Genomic DNA, 15711 nt, shown 5'->3' with positions numbered 1-15711 from the left:
ATTACCACCCCATTCCGTAAATTGCATTTGTGATTGAATCACGTCGATTTTGTTCATCTGTAATCGGTTTTGCTAAAACCTTGGCCATTACTTGATTGTCTGATTCGATTTGAACAATAATAGGCCGATTTGTTAACTTATCAATAATGTTTAGCACTTGACTATTATCATCAAGCGATTGTGTAGCTAACGTATTTGCAACCATTGCTGTTTGCAACTGTGGTGTACCAATAGTATCCATACCAACCGTTAAAACATCATTTTGGAAATTATCAGCGATTGCACCAGTCATACCAGAAACAGTTGATTGAACTGTCTTAAACTGTTCTTTCAATCCTTGGTTCAAACCATTCATAATTGCTTGCCCAGCTGGTTTTAAAAGAACACGGTCATAGCTGATAGGTCCTTTGTGTTCCTTAATCCAATCGGCAATACCACCGACAAAATTTTGAACATTTCCCCAAGCTGCTTTTAACCCTCCAAGAAAACCATTCATGATTGCTGAACCTGCACCTGATAAGTCAATATGAGCTAAACTGTAAAATGTGTTCTTTACACCATTAATGACACCATTGATTGTCCCAGAAACGCTAGAGACAATACCACTAAAACTACTAAAAGCACCGCCTGCTGCACTCATGGCACTAGAAATCACACCTTTAACAGTGTTTATGACATCTCCAATTGCCATCCAAGCTATATTGATGATGTTTTTTACTACTTCTGCTGCACTTCCTGCACCAGAAAAAGCAGTTTTAATCCATGAGATTGCTCCATCAATTATACTAGCAGCTGTTTGTAAAACGTTTTGAATATTTGACCAAGCACTAGACATAATGCCACTTAAGCCTTGTCCTACTGACCCAAGGTTAGCAAACATACCAATTACAAAACCAACACCTTCAGCAATAACGTTTAAAACAGGTGAGCAAGCTTGAAATGCTTGCACTAAAACGTTAAATATTGGTGTTACAATTTCGATAGCAAGTTTTAACCCGTCAAATAAAGCGGTTAAACCAGTCATAATACCACTAAATACACCGCCTAAGAATGAACCTAGAAGTTGAAAAGCTGGTGTTAAAGCACTAGCTAAAATACTAATTAAAGGTTGAGCCGCATTCCACAACGCCACAAAAGATTGAACGACTTTGTCAATGGCTGGTCCTGCTATTGACATAAATTGTTCAAATCCTGCTTGTAAAGCTGGTAAGATAGCCTCAATCAATGATTGAATACCACTAAAATCCATTTGAGTAAATCCATTTACTAACGTTTGAATAACTGGCTGTACCGCGCTGACAACTGATTGAAACAGCGCAGGCAATTGTCCGAATGCTGTTTTTAAACCATCTATAACGGGCTGTACAGTTGTTTGAATTTGAGAGAAACTCGAAGCTAAACCAGAAAAATCGATATTGACACCAAGACCAGAAAACAGATTTTGTAAATTCTGTTGAATTTGAGGTGCTGCTGCTTGAATAAAGGTTCCAATCGCACTTGGTAAACCAGAAAAGACACGTCCAATCATTGGAATAAAGTTACCAAATAAGAATGTTGAAGTTGTATCTGCAAGACCTTGAAGTGAAGGTGTTATATCCAATTCACCGTCTGCAAGATTACCAATAACATCCTGCCACGCTGCTTTCATAGAATTAAACGAACCTTCAAGAGTAGTTGATGCTTCTCTTGCAGTTGTACCTGTAATTCTCAAACTATCTTGTACCGCATGAATTGCTTTAACAGTATCCGCAAAATCTCCAACAGTGTAATGTTCACCAGTCAGTTTTTCGGCGTCTTTCATCAAGCGCTCCATTTCTGATTTAGTACCACCGTAACCTAATTTAAGGTTGTCCAGCATAGCATAGTTACCGCGAGCAAGTGATTGATATGTTTGAGTGATAGAGTCCATATCTGTACCCATTTTGTTCGCGTTGTCGCTCATATCTGTCATTGCCATATTGGCTAGTTCTGCAGCTTTAGCAGTGTCACCACCAAGCGAACTAATCAAACTGGCAGAGAACGATGTGACGTTCTCCATGTAGGCATTTGCAGATAAACCAGCCGTTTTATATGATTGTTGCGCATAGTTCAAAACTGTTTGAGCGGAATCTTTAAAAAGTGTTTGAATACCACCGATTGATTGTTGAAGTGCTCCACCTTCCGAAATTGATGAAGCGATTGCCTTTCCAATTCCAGCTGCAGCAATAATTCCTGTTGCTGCTTTAACTAAGTTTGAACCCAAACTCAAACCTGCAGATTGCCCAGCCGAATTTGCTTCTGGTGATATAGCACCAGTAATTGAACCACTTATACCTTTTGCGGATGGAACGATTTGGACATATGCTTTACCTAATTCAGTTGCCATTGTTCACCTCCAAATCTTTCAAAATTCGTGCTCTAGCATTTTCAAAATCCTCACCAGACTTAAAGACAGATTCTTCACGTTCTTTTGGTTCTTCAGTCAAAATACTTACAAATTCTTTTGGAGCATTACGGCCTTTATGACCGTCCTCAGTATTTTGCCAAGCCAAAATACCTACCCTATCTGCAATACTTGCAAGTAACAATGTTTCTAACGAAACCCTTTGATCAGACATCGCCATTTTGATTCGTGCATTTTCACGTAAACCTACAGAAAAAACAGCCACCAAATCTGCTGGTAGCTGTCTGTAGTTATATATATGGTAAGTTTCCGCCAAGTCGCAAATCAGAGCGTTTTCGTCTATCTTTATCATACTAGCGAGGATTACGAGTTTTTTACTTGAGCATTTTCAAAAATATCTTTGATTTCAGTAACCATTTTTTCAATCGGAACAATTCCGCTTTCATCTCGAATATGGTCTTTCAAAGCTTCTACTTGATCACCAAGTAATAGTTTCAAAAGCTTAGGCATTAATAATTCATTTTCGTCGACTTCAGCAACCAATTCGACAAACTCATAATTTTTTAACTGATTTTCGTCAATTTCAAACTTAAAACCAGAATTTGTTTTCCCTTGAATCATATATTAACCTGCGCTTCCTGTTGTAGATTTTCGAATGATATATTCGTAGTGAGTATTACCGTCGCTGTCTGGATAACATGTCACTGTGGTTTCGTAGCCAACATTATCACTATCACCGTAAGTGATTTCACCAACTTCAGTAACTTTAGCATTTGGCAAAACAATACGTTTTAATGCGTTGTCTGTCAATACTGTTTCAATAACAATCGAGTGTGGATCTAATTCTTTTGAATTAGATTTAATTGTAATACCAGTTTCAAGCGTTCCAGAAACGTTGCTATCACCATAAACCTCTTTTAAGACTTCAACATTCAAAGCCTCAATAAGTGTGTACTTAAACGTATCTTTCTTTTCAGTTTGAACCGTATTGACAGTATCTCCACCCCAAGCCTTAATATCGTCCGTAGAACGTTCATCCGAATTTGTAACACCATCTTCCGAAACATATCCAAGATTTTTAAAAGCTGAATTCAAAGCAGTAGTTGCATCAGTCGGCAACGCTGTTCCTAGTGGAGCACTATAGATACCACCGCCAACTTTGGGTTTAGCGGCTGTTACATTACTTGTTTCACTCATGTATATTATCTCCTTTAACAATAATTAATATCAAATACCGCTTGATAGCGATATTGTTTAGTTTCTGTATCTGTAAAATTATAATCACTATTAAGATGAACACCAGATACATTTTCAATTTTGACAAGATTACTCATCACATCTTTAATCTCTTGATTTAGCAATGCTGCTTCATACAATGAATCAGCGTAGCTTTGGACAGCAACCGTTGCGGAATGCAATTGATTCCTGCTAGTTCCACCAGTTTTTTCTAAAAGTACGAATTTTCCTGTTAGTTTTCGTTCTTTCTCTAAAAGTACTGGTATATTTAAATTATTATCCAGAAATTCTTTTACAACTAATTCAATCATTTGCTCACCGCTTTCAAGAGTGTGTTGTTTTTTAAGTTATCTCTTTTAGCCTTAAAACTACTTGCTGTTACCATTGCATTAGCACGATTTTGACCAACATAACTATCTTGTTCATAACCATCACCGCAACGACTTCTTATAGCACTAGCTTTTTCATTTAAAACTTCCTGCATAGCACTTGATTTCATAAGCTCAGCAACACCCGCACGATTCAGTTGAAATTTAAAATTACTCATATCGTTCCACCGTTACCTTTCTATTCCATTCAAGCGGTATTAAATCAGAAATTCCTTCTAACGGAATACCGACAGTATGCCAAGTTTGCCCAAAGAATATAACTTTCTTATCTGTCCAGTCATTAGTATCATTTTTTGGAATAGCAAGAGTATATTCAATTTTTTTGCCATCAATATTCAACTGATTTTTGATGTCATCTGTCGTTGCAGGTGCCACCAACACGTTTTCAATATTGATTTCACTTTCTTCGATTATCTCTTTCCCAAATGGGTCTTTACCTTTAACTGTTTCACCTAATAGCGTGACTGTAATGCCTTTTAATTTACTCATAAAAGTCAATCACCCCATATCGTTGACGTTTAAGACCTAAACGTTTTAATTCACTTTCCTTGATAAACAATCCGCCTCCAGGAACCAAAAAAGAGCCACTATAGGAATAACCTAGAGCGCTCTCTGTCATTTGTGTCATTGGTTCTTGGTTGGTAGAAGTCATCAAAGTCCGTGCTACTACATCGACAGTTACAGATTTCAAAACACTAGCAAAAGCAACGCTATCCGCTGCCTGCTGGTCTAAATCCTTGCCGACTTTCTCACCTTCAAAACGAAGAGAATCAGAAACAATTTCTAATAGTGCTTCTGCTCTCTCTGCTTCTGCAGGTTTCAAACTGCGCCATAACCTTTCTAGATCATCTTTTGACGCGAAATTACTCATAAGCCACCTCCTAAGAAGCGACTACTCAGTAGCTTCTTTTTCTTCTTTTTTAGGCTTACCGCCTTTTTTGACTGGTTTCCATGCTCCAGACAAGACACTATCTGTTGTGACGACAACACCAGTCTCATTGTGTTTATAATCCATACAACACCTCATTAAGCTTCTTTGACACGAGCGAACGCATCGGCGTCAAGAATACCCCAACCGATAAACGCTTCGGCACGAAGCAAGATTTCATTGTGCGCTTTAAGGTCACGACCTGCACCGTCTGGGTCACCATATTCGATGATTTCCAAAGGAATGTTTTCAGCGTAACCCCATTTGAACATGTTTTGAAAATCTCCAGCAATAACATGATCTTTTTCAGCTGTTCCGCCTGTTGCAACCAAGTTTTTATTGACATCTGAAGCCATTCCATAGAATGAATCTGGGTTTTGACCAAAGCGGAATTCCGGGTATTGAACTACACCGTTTACTTTGATTTTAGCAAGTGATTGACCTGCAAGAGGTGACAATGCAAGACCAGTAACATCATAGTTATTTGCTACCACGGTTTGAACCGCTGTATCAATATTATCATCAATTGTTCCTGCGTCAAATGTAACGACATTGTTTTTAACAAGCCCATCAAACGAGTTAGTATCACGGAATGAAGCATCTGTCAACGATTTAGGTTCTAGACCGTGCAACGCTGCCAAGTCAAACGCAACAGCGATTTTTTTAGCGAAACCATCTGAAAACGCTTGAAGATAATTGATTTGTTTTTCTTCAGTTGCATATTTAAATTCATCTGTAATACGCGCTTGATAAACAAATTTAAGCGGACGAATAATTTTAGATGAAAGCGTAGCTTTCCCTGCACCTTTTTGTTCACCTTCACCAACGATTTGCGCATTACCTTCAAGATTGAAGATAAATTGTTCAGAGCCGTTGAATGGAATAGGTGTTTGTGATGCAAGTTTAGCTAAAACAGAATATCCTTGCACTTTAGACATGAGTTCTGTTACAAGTTCTGGGTTAAATAGTGAATTATTTTTTAATGAATTATCTGCCATGATTTTTATTCTCCTTCAGTTAGATTGCGAGCCAATTCAGCCCAACCATTTTTATCGCCAATAGGCGGTTCTGTTGATTTAAGCGGTGATTTTGGTTCTTTGGCTTTCATAAAACCTGCTAAAAGCTCAGCATCGGTTTTAAGAGCATTCTCATCATTACCTTGTAGACGTCCAGCCATATCAATCGGCAAGCCATATTCTAGAGCTACTCGAGTTCGCATTTTTTCTGTCTCATAACCAGAAATTTTTGCTTCCAGCTCCGCAATATGCTGTTCTTGCTCCGTTTTGCTTTGACCAGATTCTTCAATAGTTGCTTGTAAATCAACGTTTTCTTTTTCCAATTTTTGAACACGTTCTTTCAACTCGTCGTAATCAGAATACTTTTCTTTTTGGCGCGCTAAACGTTCTTTAACAATACGATCAAGTTCTTCTTGTGTTTCAATTGTTGTAAATTCAGACATATCAATGTCTCCTTTCTCCGCATTTCCCGTGCGTTCGGTAATTTTGAGCATAAAAAAAGCACCTTACGGCGCAATTTAATAGCTAACTTTTTGCTTTTTCTTGGGTTTGGTTGTTGCACAAGCCCAATGTGCCAGCAAAGCACTGTCCATAAGACTAATATCCATATCATCGAAGTGTGAACGGTAACCAAAGCCACCATTTGAACCAATATTGCGTTTGTCGCAATTGGTTGCAACCTTAGTAAGCGACGGTTGACTAGCGTGGCAAAGTGTTTGTTGATAAATGGCTTGTTCCCACATCGAATTTGCAACAATAATTTCTTTCACCGTTGGTAAAATTGTGTTTTTAATGTGAAAATCTTTTAATTCATCATTTAAAATCTTTTGACCGCTAGCACCATCTATTACAATTTGTGCAATATCTGCTTGTTTTAAAAAATTGATAATCCAATGATTGCCATTTCTGACAGATTGACAGTCTACTGTTTCAACAAAGATATGTTTATCTTTAGTGCGAACTGCAACGCTAAGAGCAACGTTCGTACCGTCTTGACCATACTTAATACCAACAAATAATTGCCCTTGCAGTTGTGGTAAATCATCGATTTTCAAAGCGTTCCATTCAGTTTCAGAAATAGCTGATTTTTGATTATACGTTGGCCAATAACCAAGACGTTGAACATTGTGGTCAAGCTTATCTTCACCAAGTTCAGCCTCTATTTTACGCTCGTTCAAATGGAATCCCATTGACGGGTTCGAATTGTACCAAGCGTCAATATCATCAATTTCTTTTTCTTCTGATACTGACCATTCTGCCCACCCCAAATACTTCCCGCGTCCGAAAAGGCAAGTTTCACGATATTTTGTAAATACCGTACCACTTGAAACTGGTGTTGGTGGTGTTCCACACATGATTGTCATCGGATTATCACTATCCGTCACGGTGTATTTCAAAGCAGATTCTTGCTCTGTGGTATATTCTTGCGCTTCATCAATTACCAGCAAGTCAAAACCTTCACCAAGACCACCATTAGATGTTCTGGTGCGATATTGAACAACACCTCCCGTTTCGTAAAGTTCGATACGTTCCTGACCTTTGGCACGAATAGAATTAAAAGATTTTCCGTCCTCAAGCCCCATTTTTTCCAGATATCGTTTGACTTTTTCAAAAGATGAATGTGATGTACTTATTCGATGTGCAGTATGCAAGATATTTAGGCCATGGTATAGCCCCCACAATTCAAGCATGTAGATAATCTCTGTCTTACCGTTCCGTCGAGGTATCGAATAACCAAACTTTTGGTGTGTCCAAAGCCCATCTTCTTCAATGCCCATTACGCTTTTTAGAAGATTTTGTTGCCACGGGTAACTTTTTAAGCCCGTTCTTTCGTATATCTCGATAGCTTCATGAGATAAAGATTTGTCAAATGGAAGAATTACCGATTGAGTAGGATTTTGATTGCCAAGTTTTTTCTTTATCTCAGCCATAACTTTTCCTTTCAATCATGTAATTGCATGATAACCCTATCGCTGGGATGTATTATCATTAAACATTTTTACTCCTATTTTTGGGTATAAAAAAAGCACTCTAACCTATTTGTTAGTGTGCCTTTAATAAATTTCTAAACCTTTAGCATAAGCTTCTTTTGCTTCTGCTAGCGTCATTTTATTAGGACCGCCATCGATATTTGTTTCGCCTGTGTTTTGCCAACCACATCTATCACAAATATCGTAGTCTCTGACTTCTGCTCCACAAACTGGGCAGTTAAGCCATAGCTCGCCATCAATTTCCCAAGTCTTTTGAGACTTCACCATCGTAATACTCCTTTCCTTCTTTAGGCCTAAACATAGTCGTAATTCTCTTTGTCTTAGGATTACCTAAGGCATATATATTATTTTTATGATCATATCGAACTCGTCTGAATTCAGTGTCATATCCTAAAACATCTTCAGAGACTGGCTCGGCTAAGAGGCTGGCAGCCGCTTTCTGATATTGTTCTTTAGAAATATTTGTGAATTCATCTCCGTGAGATTTAAAGTGTCCATTGAAAGATTTTTCGCTTGGAAACTTAGCCTCATTCCAAACAACACGGTCTTTTAACTCCTTATAGCTTTCAACGTCATTATACTTCAATTCCTGAAATTTAGCTAGCGAAATAGGCACGAATTTAGAGTCGAGTTTTTTTACAAATTCTAGATATTCAATCCTATCGCTTTTTCTGTTGTTGTCTCGAATATCAATATTCATTTGGCGTCGTTGCTCACGCTTATTTTTACTGTCTGCAGTTACCTTTTTAGACCAAATATTTTTCTTCTTTCCGTCACCTGGTTTGTAGTCAACGGTACACCGACAATTTTGATGCCTTCGATAAACATCTTTAGGAACCTCTGGGTAATTGTAAGTTCCTGCCAAACTTTGACACCATTTGCAGCTATGGCCAATCGTTTTTCTAACAATTTTAGGCTGTAGCCCAGCTTTTGCGTGAAATTCAGCATTTTTCTTAATGCTATCATCGACAATACTTTGCGTAAAATTAACAATCGGGTCACCTAAAAGCCATTTAACATCATCAAATTTATCTTCTCTTGAAAAACGTTCGATAAAACCATTAATCCTATCTTGATTTAATTCAACAGGTTGCGTAGCAATGCTTATTTTTGCTTTTTCATTCAAAATCGTTTGAACTTCTGTTGAATAATCCGCTACAAGCTCGTGATTTCGCTGTAAAACTGGTTCTAGTAAACGTTTTGCGATATTGTAATACAATTTACCGTCTGGTAGTTTTCCAGCTGTTACAGACGTTGTCAGAGCTTTAGAGAGTATCTCGCCAATTTCAATAGCAAAGTTGTTCGCATTTGCGTACGTTGCTTTTTTAGCTTTCAAGGTTTCGAAGGCGTTTTTGATAACTTCGCTCTTACCGAATTCCTGCTCGAACTTATCTTGAACCTCTTTTAAAAGTTCTGGTAATACGTCATCATTCATCGTTATTGTCCTCTACTACTGGAGTAACATTTCCAGAGCCTTTAACACCAGTCAAATCTCGAATTGTTTCGCCATCTACGAAACCAGGAATAGCTTGATTAAGTTTGATAGCTCCGTCGCCAATCAACGTTAATGTGCTTGCGTCAGCTTCAAACAGTGGTTCCCACTTGACAGACGTATTCATGAACTGACTACGCAAATAATGAAATTCATCTTGCAAGCAAATGGCGACATAAGCAACGTTTAACAGACCGCTTCCAAGTGAACGTTGAGCTTTGCGCCCTGCTAAACGTAAATTTTCATGGCTTGCTTTAATTGCTTCAACACTTGATGGATTGTCTGAAACAAATCCAAGATCATCTAAAGTTAACCCCATTTCACCAGCAAAACCAGCGGCAGCTGTTCGCAACTGTTCAGTAAACGGCGACATGCTCGCAGTTGTGAATTGACCAACTACCGGGTGGTCTCCTTCATCATCTTTATCGATTCGCAACAATGATGATACCGTGGCTTTCCAAGTGTCCATAGCCTCTGCATCTGGGTCCATTCCTAAAATGTATTTCTGAGGATATGAATAGAACTCGGCAGTAACATCAGCACGTTCAAGCGTTCGTTTAGCATATCTTTGATAATACATGCCAGCTCGAGTAATTCGACTTCGACCGAATGGTCTAACTGCATCAGGTCGATGGATAATAGGGACTAACAAAGGAATTTTTGTAGGATTTGAAACCCTAAAAGGCGTTTCGTTTTTGGGATAGAACCAAGTTTCTTCATCAGTAAAATACGCCTCTAAAATTGGATTATCATTATCATCACGTTGTAAAACTGCGTAACCCTCTGTCAACAGTCCAGTTATTGGATCTATAACGCCTGTTGCGTTGCTTGCCTCAATGACCTGCAAACGAACACGTTCATCCTCATCTTTTGAAAGATAAACAAAACAGCACGAACCAATCAAAGCAGATAGAACGGTACTGTCGAAAAAGACGTCCGGGTTATTTTGATTAAAAATAGCGTTGACGTTATAATCGTCGTTGGCAAATTCTCTGAAGACTAATCTATCTGCTAAGCTATCAACACCTTTTGCTGACCAACCGAGAACCGCTTGATACTTGCTGATGATGTGCTGCGGTATTGTAAGACCAACTGGTGGGTCATAATGCTTCATGGCATATTGTCTATACCGAATTTTAACCCTTGGGCGTACCGTTGAAAGCTTGCGCTTCAAATAATTCATTCCTTTTAAACTCAATTTTTACTCCTTTCGAATTTGGCGCGAGAAAAAATGTACAGTGACGGCTTGAACCTCGGCCGTGAGAGCGGAGGGGGTCCCATGCCCCCACCTGATTTTTTAAAAACCAAATCAAAAAAATTATTTTGAAACATAGTTTAACCAATTGATGGTTTGAGGCAAATTGCGATTGCCAATCACATTCGTTCCTTTTCCTTTGCTTGGCTCATCGTTGTATAACTTATCTGACTTCTGTCTGTTGCATTGCCAATGCGCAAGCTGTAAGTTATCAATGTCAGATGGATGACCACCTTTCGCAACTGGAATGATGTGGTCAATGACTGGACTGAGTGGATGCGGATACTTCAATGACTTATCCACTGGCTTACCGCAAATACCACAAACGTTTCTAGTCTTTAATATTACTTTCTTATTCTTCTCGAATGCGACGCGGTGGGGACCGTGTCTATCAGGGCGGGTATATTTTGCCATGGGTATGCCTCCAAAAAAGGGGCGGGGTATTTGACTACCTCGTCCCTCAATTCTTGATGATACTATAATAACACTTTGAAACTGCAATGCACTGTCTCATTATGTTTTGTTATGCCTTGATATGACTACTTATGTCAGCATTTTCAAGGTCCTTTTGTGCTGCTTTCTTTAATCTGAAATAAGTACGCTCGCTGATTCCCATTTCGTCCATCACTTCATACATCGACATCTTATCAATATATACAAGACTTAAAATAGTTCTGCTTGCAGTATCTTCCAAACTATCAATCATATCCTGCAATTCTCTGCGCTTTTGAATAGCTTCAACTGTCTTATTATCAATCTCATCAATCGAATCAAGTAATTCAGCGTATACATCATCTTGCTTTCTATTCAATCCACCTTTGACCTTATCAGCAGACCATCGAGGACTTGAGAGCAATGAAGCATTAAGTCTATCTCGTCGTCTGATTAAACTTTGGATGTATAAATCTAAATTTCTTAAATCTTTCAAAATAGTCTTAGCTCTGCTCACTTTCAATCCTCCGATATGATATAATAGTTATAGCATTTTAAATCATATCGAGCTTGCGTGTGCAGGCTCTTTTTTTATTAAAAATGGGCAGGCGCACGACCCACATTGAATTTCATAAGGAAAGCAGCACCTTGCATAATCACAGCCGACTGATAAGCTGTTTTAAAATGAGTTTAACCAACAAAAGAAGTCCTCGTTTCTTTTTTATTTCAGCCTATTTGACAGTTAACCACCCGAAAAGCTAACTAATCGTACTAATTTTTGAATGGTAGTTCAAAGCGTGTAAGAAGGAGTGCTTTAACCACCTCCAATATGAAAAATTATTTTCGGGTTATACCCATGGTCGGAGTCGAACCGACCTGATACCGTTATGGGTTACCACCGTAGCTATCAGCGTGATAGATAATCGTTTGATTGTCTTTTAACCGCTTGATTTCATATTTTTGCTTAGTGTTTTCAAGTTTTAACTCGGTAATTTTATTGTTATAAACAGTTTTTTGCATTCCTAGCTCAATCGTGAAGAAGACGACTGCGACGATGATTGTAAACGATAACAACATACTTAAAAACATGTATCTTTCAGCTTTCAACTTCCCACCTCGTAATATTCTTTTTGGCCGGGCTCTTTACGAGCCTTTTCTAGGTATTTAATGGCTTGTTTTCTTGTTTTAAACTCCGTTTCCTTAAAATCTTTGGCTATGGCGAACCAAGTCGCTGTTTTCATCTTCGGGTTGTATTCTCTAACGATAAATTTTCTTGTCATAATTCCTTTATTTCCAATCTAACCCTATATTTTCCGGGTATTTCGCTTGGTCCACCTCGTTTAAAAGTCATAAACTTAATGACTTCTGAATTGTCATCCGTCCAAATTCCAGCGTCTGTCAGTCCATCAACGAGCGCTTTTATTGTCGGATAAAAATTTGGTGGGTCAAGCCGTCTTTTTGTAGGGGCGTAAATCGTCACTACGAGCCCACAAGGGCGCTTTTTTGAATAAGGGGTACAATTATACCTTTGACCCTCTTTAGCGGCTGTGGCACGTAAATATGCGGTGATTTTGGCATTTTGCGTCCAGTGCGGACGGTCATTGGCGTTTAACATCTGTTTTTGCTTTTTGGTATTCGATAAAATAAATTCAAATTTCATCGCTACTCCTTAAAAATCAAAAGCGGGCACATTTAAGTGTGAGTAAGGCTTGTGCCCGCTGAAATTCTTTACATGTCGTCCTGTTAACCGACACGTACTTTCTAGGTCACTTTTTGAGCCGTTTCCGAGGCTTATTTTTTGCTTTGACGTTCTCCCATAAGGTAGCCTAAGAGGACCCAAAGGAAGGCTGTTCATGCCTCTCTAATAAAATCAATCATTCTGTTTCTCCCTTCGGATTGAAATACCATCCAAGCATTTCTGCTTGATTATCTGTTAAGTATTGCTCAAATTCCTGAAATTGCAAGATTGCCCAGCGCAATCGGTGAAGGTTATCGCCACCTTTTGAACAGAAACCTGAAACGCTGAATCGTAGTTTCAAGCGATAAGCGTAGCCTGTCTTGCCTAAATCATCAATATTGAAAGCTGGTTCTTTTTCGAGTTCGAGATCTAAGACGAATTCCTGACCAAGGTCATGAATGACCTGTAAGTTAGTTCCGTCCGAGTAGATAGTGACGCTATCTGTAACGTGTTCCATTTGCATTTTTTAATCTCCAATCATGTCATTTAAACTTACGAGTTTAGAAAGTTTCTTTTGGGCTTTGCAGTAGTCACAATGACCACATTTTTTAGGTTCTTGCTTGCCTTGAATGACATTCCAAACTTCTTTAACGTTATCTTTGATATAATCAAGACCTTCATCAAGCCAATTTTCATCAACTTTGATAAATTCCTTGTCCGGAACATTTTCTTTTGATACAGCTACGATAAGCGGCCTAAACTCTTGACCTGTCATCTGTTTCAGTAGCTCACGATAGAGAGCAAGTTGGCCATTATAGCCAAAATTTAAGATATTATTGACTGCCGCTGGCACTTTCTTGTGTAGGTCTGAGTTCCACTCTTCGTTGTAAATCGACCTCATGGTCTTCAAGTCAACAAAATAGCCACGAGATAGGTTGATACTGTCAAGCTTGCCTTTGATTGGCACTCCTTCAATTTCACCGGTCACAATCATTTCTTTTTTGACGTCATCACTTGGATACCCGTGATATAGACGATTAAAGTTGTCGTCATCTTTTAAGGCGTTAATCATTTTTTCACCGACAACGAAATCAGCTTTAAGATTTCCTTTATTCTTACCTGTCTTGGCAATGATTTTTGCTTTATTTTCTTCAACAAAAGCGTCGTGAACCTTTTCGGATTCAAAGTAGCTATGTACGTAATTGCCGACCAAAAGAGCGGTCTCATCTCGGTCTTCTATCCATTCGCCGTTATCAACAGCGTAAGCTTTGGCTTGACATTGTATATATTGCTTAAAGCGTGAATTAGACAAGTAGGTTTTATCTTGATAGTAGTTCTCATCTGTTAGCTTAGTCATATAGGTCTCCTAATTGCTCAAATAGCTCTGTTTGCTCTGGTTCATGTAATTCTTCAGGTTCTGAAATTTGAGCCGATTCTGGGGCTTCTGTGAGCTCCTGAGAGGCGTCTTCGTTTGGCGTCACATCTTTAGGCTGTTTTGGATCTTCAGGGACCGCTTCTGTCAATGGTCCGCCGATAAAACTATCAATGCTTTCGCCGTCATCTTGTTCTGGCGTTACATCTTTGACGCCTCGGTCATCATCGTTATCGTATTCGTTCGCTGTAGTTCGATTGACAGCGTCAATAAATAAGTCGTTATCGTCACTTGTGTTAAAGAATTGTTTAGCGGCGCGATTGATGACAGTACGTTTTGCCATTTCTTGCGGGAAATTATTTTGAACAGTTTTGTTTTTTGACTGAGACCACGACTTATCAATTTCTTTTTTGGTCATGATTGTTAAAATCTTTTCACCGTCAAATTTTTCAATGATACAGTAAGCACCGATAATTGGGTTGTCTTGATTAAGCCAATTAGTATCGTGTTTTACCAACACCTTACGACCTTCAACGTTTTTAATTTCAACGTTATCGCCTTCGTAGATAACTTCGGCATAAATGTCTCTAACTTCAGGTAATTGTTTTACAACTTTCATTGTTCCAAAATACGAACGTGTTAGTTTGACTTTGTTCCCGTAAGGAATGAAATAGCATTGAGTTTTAGCTGGACTTAAACCTTGTGTAACCATATCAAGCAAGGCGTTGTAAATGCTGTCTTGCGTACATTTTCCTAACAAATTGCCGCTATTTGAATTCGTCAAAGCATAATAGGCAGAGCTTAGAGCATTACTTACGCTGTAATTTGGCGCTACTAGTAAACCTTCACTCTTCATTTCCTCAATTCGGTTAGCTACATTTGATGTAATTTGTTTTTGCGTTAATTCTGTTGTCATTTTTTTCCTCTTTACCAATCTTCTAGCTGATCATCTTTCCAGCGGTCATAAGCCTCGTCTTCATCACAATGAAATACTTCTTCGTGGTCCTCATACGTACTTAGCCAATTATCGTAATCAAAATCGCCAAATAATCCATGTTGCATTAGCTGACCTTTCTAGCTTCTAGCAAGTAATAGCAAGTCTTAGCGCCATAATCAATGCGAATGCTATTTCCACTCATTGACTTTCTAAAGCGTGGTTCTGAAATAGCTGAATAAGCGTATGCATGATTTTTGAGTGCTTTAATCGCTTGGTGCATATCGTCGAAAAAACCAAGATGTAACTTGCGATAACCGTTGATTACATGTAATAATTCAATCTTCATTACTCTTCGTCCTCATCTGGAAATAATGTATCACCTACTGCCTCTGCTACATCTTTACCATCCAACACATCTTCAAGAATATGTGAGAAATCGTGCATTGTTTCAAAGAATATCAATTTATCTTCTGGCTGTTCAATAATCCCATCATTGTGTAACCCAATTGCTAGCGTTGATGTTCCGTGCATAAACTCTTGTAGTTCTTCGATACGTTTCAAAGTTTTGTGTTGGTTTAAAATTGTTTCTTTCACATTCATAA

26 protein-coding genes are annotated in these 15711 nt (G+C 38.5%); all 26 read right to left on the bottom strand.

Going from position 1 to position 15711, the window contains the following annotated elements:
- Position 1: 1 nt before the first annotated feature.
- On the bottom strand, positions 2-2365 hold the full coding sequence (locus tag STRINF_RS10225; protein ID WP_006532414.1) for a phage tail protein: 2364 nt from the start codon (positions 2363-2365) through the stop codon (positions 2-4).
- On the bottom strand, positions 2355-2735 hold the full coding sequence (locus STRINF_RS07165; RefSeq protein WP_006532413.1) for a DUF5361 domain-containing protein: 381 nt from the start codon (positions 2733-2735) through the stop codon (positions 2355-2357). Before STRINF_RS07165 ends, STRINF_RS10225 begins: the two co-directional genes overlap by 11 nt.
- An 11-nt stretch (positions 2736-2746) precedes the next feature.
- Positions 2747-3004 carry a hypothetical protein gene (locus tag STRINF_RS07160; protein ID WP_006532412.1) on the bottom strand — a complete coding sequence of 86 codons (258 nt, stop codon included), beginning with the start codon at positions 3002-3004 and terminating at the stop codon, positions 2747-2749.
- 3 nt (positions 3005-3007) lie between these two features.
- A complete protein-coding gene (locus STRINF_RS07155) occupies positions 3008-3580 on the bottom strand; it encodes a phage tail tube protein (RefSeq protein ID WP_006532411.1) in 573 nt (190 codons plus the stop codon).
- A 14-nt stretch (positions 3581-3594) separates the two neighbouring features.
- Positions 3595-3930: a hypothetical protein gene (locus STRINF_RS07150; protein ID WP_006532410.1), complete on the bottom strand. Its 336-nt coding sequence runs from the start codon at positions 3928-3930 to the stop codon at positions 3595-3597.
- Positions 3927-4166, bottom strand: coding sequence for a hypothetical protein (locus tag STRINF_RS07145; protein WP_006532409.1), 240 nt, complete (start codon positions 4164-4166; stop codon positions 3927-3929). The genes STRINF_RS07150 and STRINF_RS07145 overlap by 4 nt, the downstream gene beginning before the upstream one ends.
- On the bottom strand, positions 4159-4497 hold the full coding sequence (locus STRINF_RS07140) for a hypothetical protein (protein WP_006532408.1): 339 nt from the start codon (positions 4495-4497) through the stop codon (positions 4159-4161). Before STRINF_RS07140 ends, STRINF_RS07145 begins: the two co-directional genes overlap by 8 nt.
- On the bottom strand, positions 4490-4879 hold the full coding sequence (locus tag STRINF_RS07135; RefSeq protein WP_006532407.1) for a phage Gp19/Gp15/Gp42 family protein: 390 nt from the start codon (positions 4877-4879) through the stop codon (positions 4490-4492). Before STRINF_RS07135 ends, STRINF_RS07140 begins: the two co-directional genes overlap by 8 nt.
- A gap of 21 nt (positions 4880-4900) precedes the next feature.
- On the bottom strand, positions 4901-5023 hold the full coding sequence (locus STRINF_RS10765) for a hypothetical protein (RefSeq protein ID WP_006532406.1): 123 nt from the start codon (positions 5021-5023) through the stop codon (positions 4901-4903).
- 11 nt (positions 5024-5034) lie between these two features.
- On the bottom strand, positions 5035-5934 hold the full coding sequence (locus STRINF_RS07130; protein ID WP_006532405.1) for a phage major capsid family protein: 900 nt from the start codon (positions 5932-5934) through the stop codon (positions 5035-5037).
- Positions 5935-5939: 5 nt separating this feature from the next.
- Positions 5940-6395, bottom strand: a complete 456-nt coding sequence (locus STRINF_RS07125; RefSeq protein ID WP_043878400.1) for a capsid assembly scaffolding protein Gp46 family protein — start codon at positions 6393-6395, stop codon at positions 5940-5942.
- Positions 6396-6470: 75 nt separating this feature from the next.
- On the bottom strand, positions 6471-7883 hold the full coding sequence (locus tag STRINF_RS07120) for a hypothetical protein (protein ID WP_006532403.1): 1413 nt from the start codon (positions 7881-7883) through the stop codon (positions 6471-6473).
- Between the two features lie 123 nt (positions 7884-8006).
- Positions 8007-8210 (bottom strand): CPCC family cysteine-rich protein, encoded by a 204-nt coding sequence (locus STRINF_RS07115; protein WP_006532402.1) that lies wholly within the window; start codon positions 8208-8210, stop codon positions 8007-8009.
- Positions 8179-9378, bottom strand: coding sequence for a hypothetical protein (locus tag STRINF_RS10625; RefSeq protein ID WP_006532401.1), 1200 nt, complete (start codon positions 9376-9378; stop codon positions 8179-8181). The genes STRINF_RS07115 and STRINF_RS10625 overlap by 32 nt, the downstream gene beginning before the upstream one ends.
- The gene (locus STRINF_RS07105) at positions 9371-10633 is read right to left on the bottom strand and encodes a phage portal protein (protein ID WP_043878399.1); all 1263 of its coding nucleotides are present in this window, start codon (positions 10631-10633) and stop codon (positions 9371-9373) included. The genes STRINF_RS10625 and STRINF_RS07105 overlap by 8 nt, the downstream gene beginning before the upstream one ends.
- Positions 10634-10753: 120 nt before the next feature.
- On the bottom strand, positions 10754-11104 hold the full coding sequence (locus tag STRINF_RS07100) for an HNH endonuclease (protein WP_006532399.1): 351 nt from the start codon (positions 11102-11104) through the stop codon (positions 10754-10756).
- Between the two features lie 109 nt (positions 11105-11213).
- Complete coding sequence (locus tag STRINF_RS07095; RefSeq protein WP_006532398.1) at positions 11214-11639, bottom strand: DUF1492 domain-containing protein; 426 nt, start codon at positions 11637-11639, stop codon at positions 11214-11216.
- Between the two features lie 368 nt (positions 11640-12007).
- Positions 12008-12211, bottom strand: coding sequence for a hypothetical protein (locus tag STRINF_RS07090; RefSeq protein WP_223903560.1), 204 nt, complete (start codon positions 12209-12211; stop codon positions 12008-12010).
- A 14-nt stretch (positions 12212-12225) separates the two neighbouring features.
- Positions 12226-12402, bottom strand: a complete 177-nt coding sequence (locus tag STRINF_RS10220; protein ID WP_006532396.1) for a hypothetical protein — start codon at positions 12400-12402, stop codon at positions 12226-12228.
- On the bottom strand, positions 12399-12782 hold the full coding sequence (locus STRINF_RS07085) for a RusA family crossover junction endodeoxyribonuclease (RefSeq protein WP_006532395.1): 384 nt from the start codon (positions 12780-12782) through the stop codon (positions 12399-12401). The genes STRINF_RS10220 and STRINF_RS07085 overlap by 4 nt, the downstream gene beginning before the upstream one ends.
- A gap of 214 nt (positions 12783-12996) precedes the next feature.
- Positions 12997-13323 carry a hypothetical protein gene (locus tag STRINF_RS07080; RefSeq protein WP_006532394.1) on the bottom strand — a complete coding sequence of 109 codons (327 nt, stop codon included), beginning with the start codon at positions 13321-13323 and terminating at the stop codon, positions 12997-12999.
- A gap of 3 nt (positions 13324-13326) precedes the next feature.
- Positions 13327-14157 (bottom strand): PD-(D/E)XK nuclease-like domain-containing protein, encoded by an 831-nt coding sequence (locus tag STRINF_RS07075; protein ID WP_006532393.1) that lies wholly within the window; start codon positions 14155-14157, stop codon positions 13327-13329.
- A complete protein-coding gene (locus STRINF_RS07070; protein ID WP_043878398.1) occupies positions 14150-15088 on the bottom strand; it encodes a recombinase RecT in 939 nt (312 codons plus the stop codon). Before STRINF_RS07070 ends, STRINF_RS07075 begins: the two co-directional genes overlap by 8 nt.
- A gap of 11 nt (positions 15089-15099) precedes the next feature.
- Entirely contained in the window at positions 15100-15234 is a 135-nt protein-coding gene (locus STRINF_RS10760; protein ID WP_006532391.1) for a hypothetical protein, read from the bottom strand.
- The gene (locus STRINF_RS07065) at positions 15234-15455 is read right to left on the bottom strand and encodes a hypothetical protein (protein WP_006532390.1); all 222 of its coding nucleotides are present in this window, start codon (positions 15453-15455) and stop codon (positions 15234-15236) included. Before STRINF_RS07065 ends, STRINF_RS10760 begins: the two co-directional genes overlap by 1 nt.
- Entirely contained in the window at positions 15455-15709 is a 255-nt protein-coding gene (locus STRINF_RS07060; RefSeq protein ID WP_006532388.1) for a hypothetical protein, read from the bottom strand. Before STRINF_RS07060 ends, STRINF_RS07065 begins: the two co-directional genes overlap by 1 nt.
- Positions 15710-15711 lie beyond the last annotated feature (2 nt).

The sequence above is a fragment of the Streptococcus infantarius subsp. infantarius ATCC BAA-102 genome, from assembly GCF_000154985.1.
Lineage (GTDB): Bacteria > Bacillota > Bacilli > Lactobacillales > Streptococcaceae > Streptococcus > Streptococcus infantarius.
This window is presented reverse-complemented; position numbering and strand designations above follow the sequence as displayed.

Coding starts and splice junctions, on each gene's coding strand:
- STRINF_RS07075 (WP_006532393.1), bottom strand. CDS start 14,157: ATGACTAAGCTAACAGATGAGAACTACTATCAAGATAAAACCTACTTG.
- STRINF_RS07090 (WP_223903560.1), bottom strand. CDS start 12,211: ATGTTTTTAAGTATGTTGTTATCGTTTACAATCATCGTCGCAGTCGTC.
- STRINF_RS07100 (WP_006532399.1), bottom strand. CDS start 11,104: ATGGCAAAATATACCCGCCCTGATAGACACGGTCCCCACCGCGTCGCA.
- STRINF_RS07065 (WP_006532390.1), bottom strand. CDS start 15,455: ATGAAGATTGAATTATTACATGTAATCAACGGTTATCGCAAGTTACAT.
- STRINF_RS07115 (WP_006532402.1), bottom strand. CDS start 8,210: ATGGTGAAGTCTCAAAAGACTTGGGAAATTGATGGCGAGCTATGGCTT.
- STRINF_RS10765 (WP_006532406.1), bottom strand. CDS start 5,023: ATGGATTATAAACACAATGAGACTGGTGTTGTCGTCACAACAGATAGT.
- STRINF_RS07160 (WP_006532412.1), bottom strand. CDS start 3,004: ATGATTCAAGGGAAAACAAATTCTGGTTTTAAGTTTGAAATTGACGAA.
- STRINF_RS07150 (WP_006532410.1), bottom strand. CDS start 3,930: ATGATTGAATTAGTTGTAAAAGAATTTCTGGATAATAATTTAAATATA.
- STRINF_RS10625 (WP_006532401.1), bottom strand. CDS start 9,378: ATGAATGATGACGTATTACCAGAACTTTTAAAAGAGGTTCAAGATAAG.
- STRINF_RS07145 (WP_006532409.1), bottom strand. CDS start 4,166: ATGAGTAATTTTAAATTTCAACTGAATCGTGCGGGTGTTGCTGAGCTT.
- STRINF_RS07165 (WP_006532413.1), bottom strand. CDS start 2,735: ATGATAAAGATAGACGAAAACGCTCTGATTTGCGACTTGGCGGAAACT.
- STRINF_RS07130 (WP_006532405.1), bottom strand. CDS start 5,934: ATGGCAGATAATTCATTAAAAAATAATTCACTATTTAACCCAGAACTT.
- STRINF_RS07080 (WP_006532394.1), bottom strand. CDS start 13,323: ATGCAAATGGAACACGTTACAGATAGCGTCACTATCTACTCGGACGGA.
- STRINF_RS07140 (WP_006532408.1), bottom strand. CDS start 4,497: ATGAGTAAATTAAAAGGCATTACAGTCACGCTATTAGGTGAAACAGTT.
- STRINF_RS10220 (WP_006532396.1), bottom strand. CDS start 12,402: ATGACAAGAAAATTTATCGTTAGAGAATACAACCCGAAGATGAAAACA.
- STRINF_RS10225 (WP_006532414.1), bottom strand. CDS start 2,365: ATGGCAACTGAATTAGGTAAAGCATATGTCCAAATCGTTCCATCCGCA.
- STRINF_RS07085 (WP_006532395.1), bottom strand. CDS start 12,782: ATGAAATTTGAATTTATTTTATCGAATACCAAAAAGCAAAAACAGATG.
- STRINF_RS07125 (WP_043878400.1), bottom strand. CDS start 6,395: ATGTCTGAATTTACAACAATTGAAACACAAGAAGAACTTGATCGTATT.
- STRINF_RS07120 (WP_006532403.1), bottom strand. CDS start 7,883: ATGGCTGAGATAAAGAAAAAACTTGGCAATCAAAATCCTACTCAATCG.
- STRINF_RS10760 (WP_006532391.1), bottom strand. CDS start 15,234: ATGCAACATGGATTATTTGGCGATTTTGATTACGATAATTGGCTAAGT.
- STRINF_RS07060 (WP_006532388.1), bottom strand. CDS start 15,709: ATGAATGTGAAAGAAACAATTTTAAACCAACACAAAACTTTGAAACGT.
- STRINF_RS07135 (WP_006532407.1), bottom strand. CDS start 4,879: ATGAGTAATTTCGCGTCAAAAGATGATCTAGAAAGGTTATGGCGCAGT.
- STRINF_RS07155 (WP_006532411.1), bottom strand. CDS start 3,580: ATGAGTGAAACAAGTAATGTAACAGCCGCTAAACCCAAAGTTGGCGGT.
- STRINF_RS07070 (WP_043878398.1), bottom strand. CDS start 15,088: ATGACAACAGAATTAACGCAAAAACAAATTACATCAAATGTAGCTAAC.